The sequence below is a fragment of the Acinetobacter legionensis genome, assembly GCF_057165765.1.
This window is the reverse complement of sequence record NZ_CM169896.1, coordinates 1,739,733-1,757,948: the sequence shown is the minus strand read 5'-3', so window position 1 is coordinate 1,757,948 and position 18,216 is coordinate 1,739,733. Positions and strand designations below refer to the sequence as shown.

13 protein-coding genes are annotated in these 18,216 nt (G+C 37.3%); 4 read left to right on the top strand and 9 right to left on the bottom strand.

Going from position 1 to position 18,216, the window contains the following annotated elements; translation table 11 throughout:
- Positions 1–6 precede the first annotated feature (6 nt).
- On the bottom strand, positions 7–510 hold the full coding sequence (locus AC2G3J_RS07990; protein ID WP_483770923.1) for a low molecular weight protein-tyrosine-phosphatase: 504 nt from the start codon (positions 508–510) through the stop codon (positions 7–9).
- Positions 511–630: 120 nt separating this feature from the next.
- Here AC2G3J_RS07990 and AC2G3J_RS07985 point away from each other — a divergent pair, with 120 nt between their 5' ends.
- From AC2G3J_RS07985 to AC2G3J_RS07975, 3 genes are all read left to right on the top strand, one after another.
- Positions 631–1,785 carry an iron-containing alcohol dehydrogenase gene (locus tag AC2G3J_RS07985; protein ID WP_419327816.1) on the top strand — a complete coding sequence of 385 codons (1,155 nt, stop codon included), beginning with the start codon at positions 631–633 and terminating at the stop codon, positions 1,783–1,785.
- 482 nt (positions 1,786–2,267) lie between these two features.
- On the top strand, positions 2,268–3,071 hold the full coding sequence (locus AC2G3J_RS07980) for an OmpW/AlkL family protein (RefSeq protein WP_336954185.1): 804 nt from the start codon (positions 2,268–2,270) through the stop codon (positions 3,069–3,071).
- 227 nt (positions 3,072–3,298) lie between these two features.
- Positions 3,299–3,730 (top strand): acyl-CoA thioesterase, encoded by a 432-nt coding sequence (locus tag AC2G3J_RS07975; protein ID WP_336954186.1) that lies wholly within the window; start codon positions 3,299–3,301, stop codon positions 3,728–3,730.
- A 365-nt stretch (positions 3,731–4,095) separates the two neighbouring features.
- Here AC2G3J_RS07975 and AC2G3J_RS07970 read toward each other — a convergent pair whose 3' ends face one another.
- The 5 genes from AC2G3J_RS07970 to AC2G3J_RS07950 all read right to left on the bottom strand — a co-directional run bounded on the left by AC2G3J_RS07970 (position 4,096) and on the right by AC2G3J_RS07950 (position 13,586).
- A complete protein-coding gene (locus tag AC2G3J_RS07970) occupies positions 4,096–4,815 on the bottom strand; it encodes an MgtC/SapB family protein (RefSeq protein ID WP_336954187.1) in 720 nt (239 codons plus the stop codon).
- A 12-nt stretch (positions 4,816–4,827) separates the two neighbouring features.
- Positions 4,828–7,575: a magnesium-translocating P-type ATPase gene (gene mgtA / locus AC2G3J_RS07965; protein ID WP_483770922.1), complete on the bottom strand. Its 2,748-nt coding sequence runs from the start codon at positions 7,573–7,575 to the stop codon at positions 4,828–4,830.
- A gap of 34 nt (positions 7,576–7,609) precedes the next feature.
- A complete protein-coding gene (locus AC2G3J_RS07960; RefSeq protein WP_336954189.1) occupies positions 7,610–8,347 on the bottom strand; it encodes a PA4824 family protein in 738 nt (245 codons plus the stop codon).
- Positions 8,348–9,152: 805 nt separating this feature from the next.
- A complete protein-coding gene (gene dnaX, locus AC2G3J_RS07955; RefSeq protein ID WP_483770921.1) occupies positions 9,153–11,387 on the bottom strand; it encodes a DNA polymerase III subunit gamma/tau in 2,235 nt (744 codons plus the stop codon).
- A 711-nt stretch (positions 11,388–12,098) separates the two neighbouring features.
- Positions 12,099–13,586, bottom strand: a complete 1,488-nt coding sequence (locus AC2G3J_RS07950; RefSeq protein ID WP_483770920.1) for an MFS transporter — start codon at positions 13,584–13,586, stop codon at positions 12,099–12,101.
- 114 nt (positions 13,587–13,700) lie between these two features.
- On the opposite strand from AC2G3J_RS07950, the gene AC2G3J_RS07945 reads away from it, so the two are divergent.
- On the top strand, positions 13,701–14,288 hold the full coding sequence (locus AC2G3J_RS07945; RefSeq protein WP_483770919.1) for a TetR family transcriptional regulator: 588 nt from the start codon (positions 13,701–13,703) through the stop codon (positions 14,286–14,288).
- Between the two features lie 116 nt (positions 14,289–14,404).
- Here AC2G3J_RS07945 and AC2G3J_RS07940 read toward each other — a convergent pair whose 3' ends face one another.
- From AC2G3J_RS07940 to AC2G3J_RS07930, 3 genes are all read right to left on the bottom strand, one after another.
- Positions 14,405–15,670 (bottom strand): serine hydrolase domain-containing protein, encoded by a 1,266-nt coding sequence (locus tag AC2G3J_RS07940; protein WP_483770918.1) that lies wholly within the window; start codon positions 15,668–15,670, stop codon positions 14,405–14,407.
- Positions 15,671–15,750: 80 nt separating this feature from the next.
- Positions 15,751–16,605, bottom strand: coding sequence for a MaoC family dehydratase (locus AC2G3J_RS07935; protein WP_336954195.1), 855 nt, complete (start codon positions 16,603–16,605; stop codon positions 15,751–15,753).
- Positions 16,606–16,796: 191 nt separating this feature from the next.
- The gene (locus AC2G3J_RS07930) at positions 16,797–18,188 is read right to left on the bottom strand and encodes a 3-oxoacyl-ACP reductase (RefSeq protein WP_483770917.1); all 1,392 of its coding nucleotides are present in this window, start codon (positions 18,186–18,188) and stop codon (positions 16,797–16,799) included.
- Positions 18,189–18,216 lie beyond the last annotated feature (28 nt).

Below are 18,216 nucleotides of genomic sequence, written 5' to 3'. Positions count from 1 at the left end.
CGTGCATTAAAACTGTTGTTGAAACACATGTACCCAAGCCGAACTACTTGATTCACACTGATCAAGTACACGTTCAAATCCATCAGCTTCACCATAATAAGGATCTGGAAGCGCCTGTTGTGGATAAATACAATCGTGCTCACTCATTAAAGCAATTTTAGCTTTAATTTGAGCAAGACCAAATTGGCTACTGGCTTGGTTATACAAATGCTGTATATCCGCAAGATTTTCATGATCCATGGCAAGAATCAAATCAAACTCTAAAAAGTCTTGTATTTTTAATTGTCTAGCACGTAACCTAGAAAGATCATAGCCTCTTTTTATTGCATGTTTTTGACTACGACTATCGGGTGATTTATTTGGATGATAATTGCTCGTTCCAGCTGAATCCACAATTACATTTAATCGTTTTTCATCACAATAGTGTCGTAAAACCACCTCTGCTGTGGGTGAGCGACAAATATTTCCTAAGCACACACATAAAACTTTGTATGGCATTTTGGATGACATAACAACCTCAAATGATCATTTCTTTTATAAAGTCTTATGTTAAGTTATTTAGCAGGCGAATCCTATAGAACCTTAAAACAATAATGTTTAATTTGTGATGATAGATTAAGGATAATACATATGAGTCATTTTCAATTCCAAACTGTAGCCAATATTATTTCAGGTTTAGGATCAATCCAAGAACTCAGTACAGTATTAGGCAATCAATACCACAAAGCATTAATTGTGACAGATGCAGGCATGATTCAACACGCATTGCATTTGCCGCTATTAAAAATTTTAGCGCAATGCAATTTAACCTATGAAATTTATGCCGATGTACAGGCAGATCCAGCAGAGCAAATTGTTTTATCGGCAGTTAAATTCGCCAAAGACAATCAAGTAGATGTGGTTATTGGCTTCGGTGGTGGTAGCTCTATGGATGTTGCCAAACTCATTGCGATATTGGCAAATCCAAAGCAATCACAAAGTATTCAGGAAATCTATGGGGTTAATAATGTCAAAGGCCCTCGCCTTCCTTTAATTCTTATTCCAACCACAGCAGGCACAGGCTCTGAAGTAACGCCCATTTCTATTGTCACGACAGGTGAAACAACCAAAACTGGAATTGTTTCTCCAATTTTATATGCAGATGTCGCAATTTTAGATGCAACCTTTACCTCAGGCTTACCTGCACATATCACAGCAGCAACAGGTATCGATGCTATGGTGCATGCAATTGAAGCCTATACTTCTAAAATTAAAAAGAATTTTTATGCAGACATGCTTGCTAAACAAGCACTTAAACTTTTAAATAAAAATTTAAAATTAGTATTAACTGATGGTACAAATTTAGAAGCTCGTCAGAATATGTTACTTGGCTCTATGCTTGCAGGACAAGCTTTTGCCAATGCTCCAGTAGGTGCTGTTCACGCTTTAGCTTATCCGTTGGGCGGTCATTTTCATTTATCACATGGACATACCAATGCTTTAGTTTTATTGGAAATTTTAAAATTCAATGCGCCTGAAGCAAAAATACATTACGCAGAATTAATGCAATGGATTGATCCATATAGTAAAGGTAGCACAGACGGCTTGTGTGATTTATTTATTGATCATATGCAGAGACATTTGGATCACAGTGGGTTGGCTTTGAAGTTACGAGATTTAAATGTACAAGAACACCAACTCGACAGATTGGCATCCGATGCAATGCTTCAGACACGTCTTTTACAAAATAATCCAAGACCGCTAAGCCACTTAGATGCGTTAAAAATTTATCAAACGATTTATTAAAAGTTATCAGTATTCATTTACGAAGTCATACATTAAATAAATTTCTAAATAAAACATTGAGATAAGTTAGTATATTTCATCTTCGTGTTTTATTTTCAAATATCTTCTATATAACTTATACAAACATAAACCATAGTATGCACATAGGGTATATCTCATCAATTTGACTACATTTCAACTCAAAATGTAACCACGCAAAAACTACTTTAAAGTTGAAGTTGGTTATTCTTAATATGTGAAAAATCAACGTGACTTATAATGTTTGTTATATTTTTTAATCAATTAAACTTAAAGTTTTTTTAATGAAAAAATTTAAAATTCATTAATTTTCAAAAAAATACTCTATTAGATGACTATTTTTATGACTGCCTAGTAATGAGTTTTTATTTAATTTTTATTTAATTTTTAAAATAATTACTCTAAAATCGCGCCGGATCTTAATCGGAAAATTAAGACAACTGATAGTATTGGAAAATCATTTTATGAAAAAACTTACATTAGCGATTCTGCCATTAGCAGCATTTGGATTAAGCAACGTTACTCACGCAGCAACTTCAGATGGTAAGACTTTTGGTGTTTCTGCTGGTTGGTTGCATGTTATGCCTCAAAGTAAAGGACAAGGCGTCAATGGTAAAACTGGTAATAGTCCTTTCTTAGGACCTCTGGCAAATATACAAGCTAATAACCCTGATGCAGGTTTTGAAGTACAAAATGCAGATACTGCAGGCTTGATGCTTGATTATTTTGTCAATGATAACGTTTCACTTGAATTAACTTTAGGTGCTCCTCCTGAAATGGAACTTGCTGGTCAAGGTAGCATTAAAGTTCATGGCCTAACTGTAGTTGATTTGAATAAATTTGATAAAGCTGCAACAACAGATGCTTATACACCAACGCTTTCAGCTCGTTATCACTTTGGTTCAATCAATAACAAGATCCGCCCTTATGTGGGTGCTGGCTTGATGTATGCTCATTTCTCAAATGTTGAGACTGATCCAGCAATCAATGATGCATTAAAAGCTTCACCTATCGGCGCGTTTAGACCTGAACTAGGTAAAGTTAAAGTTGATGATGCGTTTGCTCCTGTTGCAATTCTAGGTGCAGATTTCAATATCAATAAAAATTGGTATGCAACTGCTTCTGTTTCATATGCGCATCTGACAACAAAAGCAAAATTAAATGTAAATGGTACAACGTTAGGCGGACCAACAACTTTAATTTCAGGCCAAAGCAGCATTGAAATTAAACCAATCGTGACTTATTTAGGTCTTGGTTATCGTTTCTAATCAATTTGAACTGAATCAGTTGTAAATTTGAAAAGCTCATTAAGTTATACTTAATGAGCTTTTTTATTGCCCAAACTTGATCGTGAATGTTTTAACCAAAACACTTGTAAAAAAATGCAAAATTCATCTATAAAGTTACTTGTTTATAAAACCATATAAAGAATTGACTTCGTGATTGACAGCGAAAATATTCTAAATATTTAATCTATAGAAATGAATCAATCAAAATGAAACCAGAAATAAAATTACGCAGCCAATATCCCTTTATCTTACCCATCCAAACACGTTGGGCGGACAATGATATTTATGGACATGTCAATAATGTGACCTATTATAGCTATTTTGATACTGCTGCAAATGCGCTATTGATCCACAAAGCAGACTTTGACATACATCATTCACCCATCATTGGTTTGGTGGTAAATTCTTCTTGCCATTTTCTAGAAGAACTCACCTACCCTGAAATTATTGAAGTTGGTGTAGCGATTACAAAAATTGGAAATACATCACTTAGTTATGATCTGGCAATTTTCAAACAAGGTAAAAATGATGCTTCAGCACAAGGTCACTTTATCCATGTTTTTGTAGAACGTGAAACAAAAAAAAGCACCCCGATTCCACAAAAAATGCGAGATTCTTTGCAAAACTATATAATCTGAGTTCAATATAGGTTCTTGATTAAATATGCTACTCAGAAACGTCATCCGTAATAGTCTGAGGCAGGACTTCATTCATAAAGTCTTCTTTCTACGATTTATTGAATGTGTAGCTGGTTGTCGACGATTTTTGCGGTGAGGAGCAAGACTTTGCAAGATGCTTGTCCATGCGAAGCTTAGCTCCTCCCTCCGAAAAAAAGTAGGGCATGCCGCAGGCTGACCCTGAAATTGAATGAAAGCTCAATAAGACACTGTCAAGATCATTGTTCTCAATCAGTTAAAGATAAGTCGAGTTCACTTTATATCATTTAAGACAAAATTAATTCTTAAAAAACTCATCCCCAACATCCTCAAAATAAACTATCATTTCAAGCGAGCGTATTTTGATCCCAAAAAGCCTGACTCACTTCTGGCATTTGATTTAACATTTCAATAATGGGCTGAATTTCTTTTTCCTCAACGGAATTCGCAATCAAAATCGCTTTAATTTCCACATCTTGCTCACCAAAAGGTTCTACATCAAAATCTTTGGCTGGAAAATGATAACGCTTTAAAGCTTTATTCAGCTCATCCATAACATATTTACTGTGCTCTTTTTGACAAACCACATAAATTTCATGTTGCATTTCCGAATCAACATTTAAAGGCTTACGGTCGATAATGTGCCCAATAGGACGCAATAAAGTATTGGCTGCCAAAATAAATATCGTCGCCAATATTGCTTCCACCAAACGGTCACAGCCTGCCGCAGCACCGACGGCAGCAGAACACCATAAGGTTGCAGCAGTGTTAAGTCCTTGAATATTCCCTTCTTGACGCATAATTACCCCTGCGCCAAGAAATCCAATGCCAGAAACCACATAAGCAATCACACGTACCGAGCCATCAGCACCTGTTAAGTTATTGGCAATATCAACAAATATAGCAGCGCCAAGTGCAACCAACACATTGGTTCTTAAACCTGCAGTACGTTGTCTATACTGTCGCTCAAACCCGATCAATCCTCCTAAAATAAAAGCGCCAAGTAAACTAATCAAAGAATCTAACATATTCGCTAATTCTAGATGTTGCATGAATTGGAGTTGCATTGGCGTTCTCCATTACCAACCGTAACGACGGATGTAAATTTTTTTCATCAGTTGGACAACCAGTATGTAACCAAGCAAGATTAATGGTAAAAATAAGAAATAACTTAATGGTAAAGCTTGTAGTTTTAAATACTCAGCAAAAGGCCCCATTGGTAAGAAAATACCAACAGCCACAATGACCAAGGTCATGACCAGCAAAGGCATCGCTGCACGACTTTGAATAAAGGGTATTTTTTCCGTACGAATCATATGTACAATTAACGTTTGTGTCAGTAGCCCGACCACAAACCAGCCTGATTGAAACAAGGTTTGCTGTTCTGGCGAATTTGCATGAAATACAAACCACATGAGTGCAAAAGTCAAAATATCAAAAATCGAACTAAGCGGTCCAAAGAAAATCATGAAACGCCCAATTTCATTTGGTTTCCAGCTTTGCGGTTTCTCGATCAACTCATCATCAACATTGTCAAATGGAATGGCGATTTGTGATACATCATAAAGTAAGTTCTGTATAAGCAAATGAATTGGTAGCATCGGTAAAAACGGAATAAAAGCACTCGCTACTAATACCGAAAAAACATTACCAAAATTTGAACTTGCCGTCATTTTGATATATTTCAACATATTGGCAAATGTACGTCGTCCCTCTAGCACGCCTTCTTCAAGCACCATTAAACTTTTTTCAAGTAAAATTAAATCTGCTGACTCTTTGGCAATATCCACTGCTGTATCCACCGAAATTCCAATATCAGCACTGCGTATAGCCGCCGCGTCATTGATACCATCTCCTAAGAATCCAACCACATGTCCATTCTCTTTCAGCTGCATCACAATACGTTCTTTGTGAACTGGGCTTAATTTGGCAAATACTTGAGTATATTCAACTGCAAATTTTAGTTCTTCGTCAGTCATATTCTCAACATGCCCACCTAAAAGTACATGTTCACAATCCAACCCAAGTTCTTCGCAGACTTTTTGAGTAACAAACTCATTATCACCTGTAAGCACTTTGACATTGACGCCATGGGCTGCCAATTGAGCTAGAGCAGGTGCAGCAGATTTTTTAGGAGGATCCAAGAAAGTAAGATATCCAGTTAAAATCAAATTATTTTCATCTGCGACAGAAAAGTGATCTGATCTATCATTAAAATCTCGATATGCGATGGCAATAACACGTAGACCTTCAAGATTAAATTGGCGTATTTTTTCTTGAATAGCTTCAAGATACTCTGGCGTTAATAGCTCAATCTTGTCGTTTATCTCTACATGCGAACAGACTTTCAACATTTCCTCTGCCGCACCTTTAGTGATAATGCGTGCATTCCCTTGTAAGGTGCGGACCACTACTGACATACGTCGACGCACAAAATCAAATGGTACTTCATCCAGCTTCTTAAATTTAAAATTTAGATCTTGCAAGTCTTGTGCAGCATGGTCCAAGATTGCAGCATCCAGTAAATTTTTCAGCCCTCTTTGGTAATAGCTATTTAAGTACGCCTGTACCAGTACACGTTGTGATGACTTGCCATTTACATCGAAATGTTGTGATAAACAAATTTTATCCTCAGTCAATGTACCTGTTTTATCTGTACATAAAACATCCATTGCACCGAAATTTTGAATCGCATCTAAACGTTTAACGATAACTTTTTTACGAGATAAGAATACTGCACCTTTGGCCAATGTTGAGGTCACGATCATCGGTAACATTTCAGGTGTTAAACCCACAGCAACAGATAAAGCAAACAGCAATGCTTCACTCCAATCACCTTTGGTAAACCCATTGATAAATAATACAATTGGCGCCATGATCAACATAAATCGAATCAATAACCAACTGACTTTATTTACGCCCATTTGAAATGAGGTCGTTGCACGATCTGCATGTGATACTCGGTGTGCCAATGCCCCAAAATAGGTTTGTGTGCCAGTATTTACCACCACCGCTTTTGCAGAACCCGACACAATATTAGTTCCCATAAAAACAATATTTTCCAGTTCCAATGCATTTTGCAGAGTGTGATCTTTTTGATCAGCAAACTTTTCTACAGGAATAGATTCACCCGTCATCGACGCTTGCGAAACAAAGAGATCTTTTGCAAAGATAATTCGACAATCTGCTGGGATCATATCACCAGCAGACAATAAAATAATGTCGCCAGGGACCAAATCTTGGATGGTAAGTTCAATCTGTTGAGATCCTTGATCTAAGTCATTTTGCATGGTTTCAAAATCTGGATCATCCCAATCTACTTGACGAATCACGGTAGCTGTATTACTCACCATGGCTTTTAATGCAGCGGCCGCTTTATTTGACTTAAACTCTTGCCAATAGCGCAACACAGTAGAAAGTACAACCATGGATGTAATAATGATTGTGCCTTCTATATCATCAGTAAAGAAAGCCACCAGAGCCAAAATTGTAAGTAAAATATTAAATGGATTGCGATAGGCATACCAAAGATGCTTCCACCACGGCAGTGGTTTTTCATGCGCAAGCTCATTTAATCCAAATTGTTCTTGTCGTTGTTCAACCTGTTTTGCTGACAGACCATGCTCTGTTGTATTTAAATGATTGAGCAATTGGTCTGAAAGTACATAGGAAGCATTGATCAAACTTTGTGAAATTTTTTTACTAATTTCACTGGCATAACTTGCTTGATGTAATTCTTTAAATGAACGATGACGTTCAAATAAATGTTGAATATGATATTTTTTGATGAAATTAGAAAATAAACGTTGCCATAGATTATGAAGCATAGTGTTCTCCTTTTTTGGCAATAAAGATTTCTTCCTATTGAACAGGAATTGAATTAGATGATTTTTTTATGAGCTTAAAATTAGTGAGCAACTCAGCTCCCAGCCCAAACCAGCGATCATGATGGTGGTCAAATCGATCTGCATAAGCCACTTGGACCCTAACAAAATCTTGAATCAACTCATAACCAAATGCGGTTTGAAAAAATACAGACTGATGATCTTGATTAAAGATTTCTGCACTGAGAGAGGTTTTAGCAGTGATCCAATAATTGCTTGAAATTGCAGCTAAAACATACTGAGTATTACCCTGATGTTCATAGGAGATATTGCCATTTAAAAATAAACGATCATCCAGTAATAAATACGTTACGGGCAGATTCACTTTCCAACTGGAGTGGTTATCACCATACATATTTCGGCTTATTGTTAGGGATACAGCCGCGCCCCAACTATTCGATTCCACCGCTTTCAAATTCCGTTTGAATTGAGCTGATATCACATCATGACGATTCTTATTTTGAAGATGATCATCCAATTGAAAGCTTAATTCCAAATTTTTGGCAATACCGCATATTGGAGAAAAACTGGAGTTAACCTCCTGATGTTTATAAAAGTTTATATTACTTTCAAAATGACAGGTATATAGATCAGCAACACTTGCATCATCTGTAATTAATACAGGATCGGCATATGCTGATTTATGAATAATAAATAATAAAAAGCAGCCTGTAATCAGTACTGTTTCTATCATACAAAGTTGATTGATTACCATCCGTAATCCTCATTGCTGAGGCGGCATGAATCTAAGTGCGCACAAAAACAAGCCAAAATTGAACTAATTAAAGTCAAAATTGAGCTATTTCACGTCAAAATGGGGATGTAGTTTAAAGTCAGATTATAACTGTCTCATTGCAAGACAGCTTTCCTAAAGGCAGTGCTGTCTTGCTCAGATACGAATAATGGCTGTATGTAAACTACAGCGCCTCGATGAACAATTTGCCACTTAGGGTCTCCGCTAATTAAAGTTGCCGCAATTATAACCATAAAAATATTTAAAACAAGTGATTTTCAGCATAACAACGTCTATAAATGCCAGATTGATCATCATAATTTGAATTAAAATTCTTATATAAATTGAGAACCTGATGAGATTTTAAAATGATTTATCTTGGCACAGGCAGAAAGGAATTGTGAATATTCCTTAAATTTCGGCAAATAAAAACATGCCCAATTCCAGTGAAATTGAGCTTATTTAAAATGATATTTAATCTAAATGTTTTTTAAAATTAGGGTCTGTTGACAATTCGTCTACGTTTGCGACTACGTGTGTTTTTAGGCGATACTAGGCACGAAATACGAAATTTAGTCATTCTAAATGATGAGAAACATCGTTTCGCAAGGTAACAACGTAGCGGCAAAAAACACACAAGTCCCGAAGGGTTGTGGCTAAAATTATCTCAGCCTGTGTTACGAAACTCGAAAATAGTCTCGCTATTCTCATTCATGTTTTACGGCGTATACGTCTCATGCTCAATTTTAGTCTACAACGCAAGCCATTTATGAAATGTCTACAGCCCCTAAGCTTTGAGCTGAATATTTTCCAACTTCCCATCCAATGCTTCAATTAAACTTTTGACCAAAGGTTCTTTTTCAAGCATTTCATTCGCACGATCATAAGCTCGAAGCTTACGCTCGTTTTGCATCATATAGGGTGTGGTCGACTCAACTTCACCGTATTGCACTGTAAATAAAGTATTCGGCCACTGCTGTTTTAATTTTGCCTCAAGATCATGTTGTGCTTGATTCAGTATTTTTTCATATTTTTGCGAAATTTGAAAAATAGATTGACCATTCACATCCCCAGTCATTAATCCATGCTGTGCGAGTTCTTGAACAGCAGGAGAAAGTGAGCTGTTTCTAAACCAATATTCCCATTTCTCAACTGTCCACTCACCTTCTAAGACCTGTAATTTTAAGGCAAGTATCTGTTGCGGCGTTTGTTGCTCACCAGAAGATCCTGGTTCTATTTCAGGGATAATATTAGAAACTTGAGCTGGAGTATCTGTTTGAGAATGAATAGGCTCAACTAAATCAATTTCAACATTTTGATCCTGATTCTCAGGTGCTAAAAAAAATACATCTTTATTTAAACTAGACTGAGACGTAGAATTTTTCGGTTGACTCAAATCAGCACCAAATAAAGTTAAACTTGGTTCAGCATTTTCTACTGCAATTTTCTCTTGAACAGTTGGCGACTGCGCTTCAATATTTTGATTATTATGAACAGTTGATTCAACTACAGCGCTTTGTTGTACTTCCTCAGCAAAGTCATCCAAGTAGTCATCACTACTGGGTTCATGATCAACGCTTTGCTGTTGAGTTTGCAGCTCTTCTATTTCGTCAAAAGCTGGATCTAAATCATTCACTACACGCTGCGAATTGATCTCAACCTGCGGTTGCTGTACTTCTGTTAATGGCGCGTAACTTTCTGGTTGCGGAATTACATTCAAAGCAGCATTTTGTTGTTCATTATTTTTTTCAACAGGTGCTTGCTGAGCCTGCTGTTGATGAGCTGGTTCTTGTTGAATCTGTGCTTGCTGAATTTGCGCTTCTTGAATAATCCCGGCTTGAACAGATGCTTGATGCGGTTGCTGTGACACAGCAACTTGAGCGATATTTTGATTGTTTTGTGGTTGTTCAGCTTGAGAGACTACAATTTCATTGATTTGCATCGGTCTAAATGCCAGTAAACGCAATACTGTCATTTCAAAGCCTTGCTCTTGTGTTACTGCAAGTTGTAGCTCCGCTCGACCTTTACAGGCAATTTGATAATAAAGCTGTAAATCTTGTGCAGAGACAATTTTTGATAACTGCATAATTTTTTGATTAATTTCAGCACTGTATTTTAGACTTAAATCAGGCAAATATTGCAACATCGCCAACTCATGCAAAGTTGAAATAAACTGATCTAAAACCAGTGAAACATCTAAAGCCTGTTGCCTAAATTGTAGTAATAACTGACTAACCCGTGCATTTTGATTTTGATGAATTGCCAAGATCAAATCATAAATGATGGTTCTATCAATCAAACCTAGCATTTCTTTGACATCTTGATGATGAATTGCGCCTTGACCATAAGCAATTGCTTGGTCAGTTAAAGACAATGCATCACGTAACGAACCTTGGGCAGATTCAGCAATTTGCCAAATCGCATCTTGCTCTGATGCAATTTCTTCTTTATTTAAAATGTCTGTAAGGTGATGGGTAATTTCATCTACAGCCAATGGACGTAAAGTAAATTGCAAGCAACGTGAAATCACCGTAATTGGTAATTTTTGTGGATCTGTGGTCGCAAATAAAAATTTTACATGTTCAGGCGGTTCTTCTAATGTTTTCAATAACGCATTAAAGGAATGCGTCGACAGCATATGTACCTCATCGATCAAATATACCTTAAATCGACCTTGGGTCGGTGCATAAGGTACATTGTCGAGCAACTCACGTGTGTCTTCAACTTTTGTCCGTGAAGCAGCATCGATTTCAATCAGGTCAATAAAGCGCCCTTCATTTACCGCCTTACAAGTTGCGCAAACTTCACAAGGTGTAGAGGTTACCCCTGTTTCACAATTTAAACATTTCGCTAAAATTCGAGCAATCGTGGTTTTCCCCACCCCACGTGTTCCAGTAAATAAATAGGCATGGTGTAAACGTCCACGATCTAACGCACTGGTCAGTGCACGTGAAACGTGATTCTGTCCGACCAATTCATTAAAGTTACGTGGGCGATATTTACGTGCAAGTACCTGATACATGGAAGCTCCTAGTTACAGGTCTAAGGATACTGTTTTTTTACTGATTAGTGAATGAAGAACTGTAGAGTTATTTTTTATTAGAGATAATTCGATCAATTTCTTCTAATTTGACACTGTGCTCTACAATATAAAGTTTATCTATCGCTTAAATAGATTTAAAAACACACAATAGCTAATTTTACTTTAAAAAACACTGACGTGGCAGTGTTAAACAAATCACATTTTGGGCTGCTATAGTTTTTCAATCGCTTCTCCAAACTTTTATATTACACCGTAAAACCTATAGTCAACCTGTCAAAAACTCAGATACAAGAATAGAATTTCTCTTAATCAATATTTTTAATTAAATCAATTATATGGAAAAAATTTTTGATTATAAAAAAGCCTGCAATGCCACACCTTACATTCAAGGTTTAAATAGCTTTGCGAAGGCTATGCCTCACTCTTGCGCTACAAACAAAGCAGTGCTTTATTTTTGCTCATATACCCCCGCCTAACGGCGACATCCCTGTCGCCCCACGGTAGGACAACCATCTATAATTCAAAAGTTTCAAAAATGAATTGATAAGCAATAAATAGTTTCTAAAAGTTCATACCAAAATAAAAGCTTCATTTCAGATCAATGGCTACATAAAAATCACTTGTATAAACAATTAGTTGCTTGACTATAAATATAAAAACAAGCGCATAATTTAAATCATGCGCAATATTCTAGACAGTAATCTGTTTCTTTGCAGGTAAAGCACGCCAAACAAATACAGATAAAACCAGAAACATCAGACCCGAAATGCCCAAGACTTTACTATGTGAATAAATAAACGCTTCAAAAGCTGCTTGTTTTACCTCTTGCATCAATGCAGGTTCTAACTGCTTGGTCAACAATAATGCCTCACCAATAGAAGAACTTGCTTGAGCTGCGATATTCAGCGGTAAATGCTCAGGCAAGACAATTGAATGCGCATAAAATATAGACAGCAACAGTCCAAAAATCGCAATCCCAAGACCTGCACCTAACTCATACGCCATGCCTTCAATTGCACCAGCAGCCGTTGCTTTTTGTGGAGGTACAGCAGACATAATAGCTGCCGTGGAAGATAATAACGCGATTTCAACACTGATTCCCATCAACACCATCCAAACCCAAGCTTGAATATAATCGATATCAAAATTGGTCATGGCCAAGCCAAAGAAACATAAGGCACACATCAGCATCCCAATAGTTGCAACAGGTCGTAAACCATAATGATTCATTAAAATACTGGTAAAAGGTCCTCCAATACTAATAGCGATCATAAAGGGCAAAATAAACAGACCTGCTTCCAATGGACTATATCCATACACAAACTGTAATTCTTGTGAAAGGAGTAGCTCAAAACCTACTAAAGCTATCATAGCCACCATTGCCATCACAATACTGGTTGAGATCACAGGATTCTTAAACAGACTAAAATCGATCATCGGTTGGGTTGTTTTTAATTGATGGCGGATAAATCCCACCAACAATCCCAATCCAAGCACAAAAATCAAAATCATCCCTAGGCTAAACGCATAGATAGAGGTCTTAATTGAATAAATCAGCATTAAGATTGCAGTGACCAAAATGAGCGCTTGTAATAGATTTAAAGGTTGTTTGGTTTGTACTACTTGCTTTGGCACCAGCCATGTCGTCAATACCAAGACCAAAATAATAATTGGCACGTTAATCAGGAACACGGTTCCCCATGAAAAATGTTCCAGAATAAAACCACCCAACAGTGGACCAAAAGCGGCTCCACCACCACCGACAGTTCCCCAAATACCTAAAGCATAATTACGTTGTTTTTCATCTAAAAAGGTATTGCGAACACCTGCCAAGGTTGCAGGTAAAATCATGGCAGCACCTACACCAAGAAATGCTCTTGCCGCAATCAACATATAGGCTGAACTCGCAAAAGCAGCCATGAGAGAAGCCACACCAAAAATACCAGCACCAATCAGCATCAGACGTTTAAAGCCAATACGATCCCCCAATGCCCCCATGGGCAAAATCAAGCCTGCCATGATCAGTGAATAAATATCAATCACCCAGAGCATTTCATTACTGGATAGTGATAAAGCAGCACTCAATGTTGGGATGGCAACATGCAAAACCGTTGCATCAATTGAAACCGGTAAATAAATTAAAACGATGATTGCCAAAATCACCCAATTGCGGTACATAACACACCTAATTAAAGTTGGACGCTTGTTCAAGTTTCATCATTATAAGCAGACTTGAACAAACGTCCAACTTTGTTTAATATTTGTTTTGTAAATTTTGTTGTATTAAAAGTGATGAATTATTTAAACCGAGAACAACGTCGTACTATGATTTTGGATGCAGCAAAGCGTGTTGCATTACAAGATGGATTGAATGGATTAACTGTGCGCCGTATTGCCGCAGAAGCACAAGTTTCAACAGGGCAAGTACATCATCACTTTCAATCAAGTTCGCATTTAAAGGCAGAGGTTTTTATTGAGTTGATGGATCAACTCAATAAAGTAGAAGATCAAATTAAAACCGACAGTAGCTTTGAACGTTTATCTCTATCGCTGGGCTTTGAAAATATTGAACAAACTCAACCCTACTTACGACTCTGGAATGAGGCTGAAATTTTAATCGACCAAGATCCAGAAATTAAAAAAGCTTATAATATTACCATGGAACAGTGGCATGCTTCGTTGGTTACTGCAATTGAACATGGGCTCGCCCAACAAGAATTTAAAATTGCTACAGTCAGCAGCAGTCAAGACATTGCATGGCGACTGATTGCTTTTGTTTGTGGTTTAGAAGGAATCTATCAACTTGGCTTAAAAGGTTTAGACCAACACTCGTTTAAACATCATGTTGAAACCATCTTAAAAATGGAGTTACTTGCCTAAGAAAATATAGATGGATCTACATGCCGCTGTATAAAGTCCTTATTTTTAATTCTTTTGCACTATAAGACTCAGCCATCTAACCTTCTATGAAATTTCAATCGCTTTGATCTTAATATTTAAAACCAGCCTTTACTTCCCTTAAGTAAACCATCAGCGCAACGTAATGTTTCTTGGGTCAGTCCCCAAAGACGATAATCGCCTGTGATTGAACCAATGGCAAAATTATGAGTATAGGCAAAACTAAGCCCTCGTTGCGGATCACACCACGCCCCAGAGCCATTATATCCAATATGTCCAAAGCCTTGCTTAGCACGTTTACCCATACTAATCACACGATGGTAGCCTAAACGCCATTTCATAGGAATTGGCATCACGCGATCTCGTTTAATCGATTGGATCTGACTTAACTCTGTAAATATTTCAGGGCTAATTAAAACTTTTCCTTCCCAAACCCCTTTATTTGCCATCATGGCATAAACTTTTGCAAGACTATTGGCGCTAAATACACCATTGGCCGCTGGAATAATTGCTTGAAGCCCTTGGTCACTAAAGAAACTAAAATCACGCATCCCTTTCGGTACCATAGCATCTAAAAAATCTTGCGGATTTTGTCCGGTTAATTCAACCAATTTATCTGAAAATGACGTTTTATGATGCTTCTTAGCTTTGCTCTTACTGGATTTTGTTTCTGTTTTTTGTACTGGCACTGCTTTTTGAATTAAACGCGCCACACGATTTAACTCAGATTCAGGCACACCAAAATAGGCACCATCAAGTTGTAGGGGTTCAACCAAATACTTCTGCATTAACTGTGTTAAAGATTGATGCGTTGCTTTCTCTAAAACACCACCCACCAACCAGCCAAATGTTAATGCCTGATATGCAATATCAGTTCCTACAGCAAAACGAGGTGTGGCCTGCTCCATTACCTTGAGCATATGCTGCCAATCTGCCATTTCAAGGGCACCAGCAATAATATTTCGAATATCGTATAAGCCACTTTGATGACTTAAAATATGACGCAGTGTCATATTCTCTTTACCATTTTGAGCAAATTCAGGCCAAAAATTGACTATAGGCGTATCGTAGTCTAAGAAACCTTCACTCACTAAAATATGTGCGAGTGTGGCCAGTACACCTTTCCCTGTGGAATAACAAACCGACAAGGTTCGCTCATTCCATTGCTCAGTTTTTGATTTTTTACCCGTATATATATCGACAACTTTTTCATTTTGAAAATAAACAGTTAAAGCAGCACCACCATTTTCGCTACGACCATCCTGCAAACGACTAAATTGAATAGCGAGATCTTGAAAACGCTCATCCACATAGCCCTGATAATTTTTCGTACTCGCAAAAATAATGTCCGTTAAACTGCTCATTGCCCTATCCTATTTTTTTAATCATAACTTTTTTAATTAAAAAAGCCTGAATCATCTCGACTCAGGCTTTATATTTTATCTTATAAAGCGTTAACCACACCAGAAACATGAGGTTTTTGTGATTTTTGATTACGAATCAAAAAGTCAGTTGTTGTACCATCTTGTACAGTTAAAAATTCTACTGTTGAAGGTAAATACATCGGCAATTTAAACAATACATCGGCTTCATAAGCTTCTGGTAATTTAAGCCCAGCGAGAACGCGCGCCTTGCTCCACATCCCATGAGCAATCGCTTGTTTAAAACCAAATGCTTTTGCAGTTAATGCATGGATATGAATCAAGTTAAAGTCACCTGATGTCATAGCATAACGACGACCAGTATTTTCAGAAACTTCCCAAACCGCCTGAACTTGATAATTTGGTTCTTTTTTATCTTTTGGTTTTTCTGTAACTGAACCATCGGTTTTTTGACGTGCTAGATAGGTGGTTAATCCTTGCATGACCACGTCACCGCCAACTTTGGCTGTTGTGATGAAGTCGAACTGAACCCCTTTATCATGGGGCTTTAGCTCACCAAATTGACAAGATAAAGTCAGCTGTTCATTGACCCCAATTTTACGTGTTTGCTTAATTTGATTGCGAATATGCACCAAGCCTAAGATTGCAAAAGGAAATGCTTCAGAGGTCATCATATGCATTTGTAAACTTTGCGATAAAACAGCTAAATAAATCGCGGGAATATACCCATTATTTTTAAAGCCACACACTTCGTTATATGCTTTTAAATGATTTGGATCAATTTTGAATGAATCAACCACATATTCAACTTGCGGTAGAACTTTTTCACCTTTTGGCTTTTTAAAAATTAAACCCTGAATCACTTTTGGATAAGCTAAATATGGCTTAGGAAGTTGACTAAAATGGCGAGTATTCATACTGGACCTTTGAAAAATTAATTCTTATTCAACATTTAAAAAATCCAACATTTCAGTTGGAAATTAACGGATGATACAGCTTAAACATCCTGATTTCGTTCAAGAGAAAGCCAGCGAAAGCGTTATTTAAATACACAAATAATCTCTTCGCGGTAATCCCCTAAACGAAACAGGATTTCACTTATGCGTGATTATGCACCCAATAAGCTTTGACCACAAACACGCACAACATTACCATTTAATCCTGTAGATGCTGAAGATGCAAATAAAGCAATTGTTTCAGCAACATCAACAGGTAATCCACCTTGACTCATTGAGTTCATACGACGACCCGCTTCACGGATTGCAAATGGAATTGCCGCGGTCATTTGAGTTTCAATGAAACCTGGCGCTACAGCATTAATGGTAATACCATTTTTTAACACAGGCGCAGTAAATTTCACCAAGCCAATGACACCTGCTTTTGATGCCGCATAGTTGGTTTGACCTAAGTTACCAGCAATACCTGAAATTGAAGATACGCAAACGATACGACCATTTACATTTAAACCATCATTTGACAATAAATAATCGTTAATACGTTCAGCAGCAGATAAGTTGATATTAATCACCAGATCCCACATCTCTGGCTTCATATTTGCCAAAGTTTTGTCACGTGTAATACCCGCATTATGTACGATGATATCTAAACCACCTTGTTGAGCTGCCGCAGCTTTGATTTTTTCACCAGCATCAGCAGCAGTGATATCAATTGCAAGTGTAGAACCACCGATTTCACTTGCAACACGGTCAAGGTCTGCTTGTTGTGGGGGCACATCCAAACAAATTACATGTGCACCATCACGTGCCAATACATGTGCAATCGCTTCACCAATACCACGGCTTGCACCTGTTACTAGTGCAGTTTTGCCTGCAAGCGGTTTTGCCCAATCGATATCAATCACATCACCTTTAGATACGCGAATCACTTGACCCGATACGTATGCTGAACGTGGAGAAATTGCAAAACGTAAACTTGATTCCAAGTTTTGTGCAGCATCTGCATCAACCTGAATAAGATCTGCAGCAATTCCTTTCTTAAACTCTTTACCAACCGATTTAACAAATCCTTCTAATGCACGTTGTGCAATCGCTTGTTTAATCGTTGGTGCAGTTTCCGGTGTTAAACCAATAATAATTACACGACCTGATGTTGCAATTTGACGGGCAACAGGATTAAAAAACTTGTGTAGTTCATGTAATTGTTCTGAATTTTGAATCCCTGATGCATCAAATATCACTGCTTTGAATTTTGATTCTTTATCGCCTTCATTAAAAGCGCCCACATTCAAACCAGATTTTGCCGCAGCTTGTTGTAACTCTGCGTTATTCCCTGCATAAGTGTTGGCATGAATATTACTAAGAACCTGCGCAACTTCACCAGTGAAATGACTCTTTGGAGCTGCACCAAATAATACAGCACCTTTAACGACAGGAGTGGCTGACTCAAAGCGGTCTAGCTGGATTGGTGATGGTAAACCTAAATTTTTTATGACAAATTTACCAATTGGAGATTTAGCAAATGCTTGGTATTGGTCAGACATGTTTCTTATCTCTCATCAAATTAATTTT

Excerpts from the sequence above, each read along its gene's own strand:
- dnaX (WP_483770921.1), bottom strand. The coding sequence starts at position 11,387 with ATGTATCAGGTACTTGCACGTAAATATCGCCCACGTAACTTTAATGAA.
- AC2G3J_RS07970 (WP_336954187.1), bottom strand. The coding sequence starts at position 4,815 with ATGCAACTCCAATTCATGCAACATCTAGAATTAGCGAATATGTTAGAT.
- AC2G3J_RS07960 (WP_336954189.1), bottom strand. The coding sequence starts at position 8,347 with ATGGTAATCAATCAACTTTGTATGATAGAAACAGTACTGATTACAGGC.
- AC2G3J_RS07945 (WP_483770919.1), top strand. The coding sequence starts at position 13,701 with ATGAATTATTTAAACCGAGAACAACGTCGTACTATGATTTTGGATGCA.
- mgtA (WP_483770922.1), bottom strand. The coding sequence starts at position 7,575 with ATGCTTCATAATCTATGGCAACGTTTATTTTCTAATTTCATCAAAAAA.
- AC2G3J_RS07980 (WP_336954185.1), top strand. The coding sequence starts at position 2,268 with ATGAAAAAACTTACATTAGCGATTCTGCCATTAGCAGCATTTGGATTA.
- AC2G3J_RS07975 (WP_336954186.1), top strand. The coding sequence starts at position 3,299 with ATGAAACCAGAAATAAAATTACGCAGCCAATATCCCTTTATCTTACCC.
- AC2G3J_RS07985 (WP_419327816.1), top strand. The coding sequence starts at position 631 with ATGAGTCATTTTCAATTCCAAACTGTAGCCAATATTATTTCAGGTTTA.
- AC2G3J_RS07935 (WP_336954195.1), bottom strand. The coding sequence starts at position 16,605 with ATGAATACTCGCCATTTTAGTCAACTTCCTAAGCCATATTTAGCTTAT.
- AC2G3J_RS07940 (WP_483770918.1), bottom strand. The coding sequence starts at position 15,670 with ATGAGCAGTTTAACGGACATTATTTTTGCGAGTACGAAAAATTATCAG.
- AC2G3J_RS07990 (WP_483770923.1), bottom strand. The coding sequence starts at position 510 with ATGTCATCCAAAATGCCATACAAAGTTTTATGTGTGTGCTTAGGAAAT.
- AC2G3J_RS07930 (WP_483770917.1), bottom strand. The coding sequence starts at position 18,188 with ATGTCTGACCAATACCAAGCATTTGCTAAATCTCCAATTGGTAAATTT.
- AC2G3J_RS07950 (WP_483770920.1), bottom strand. The coding sequence starts at position 13,586 with ATGTACCGCAATTGGGTGATTTTGGCAATCATCGTTTTAATTTATTTA.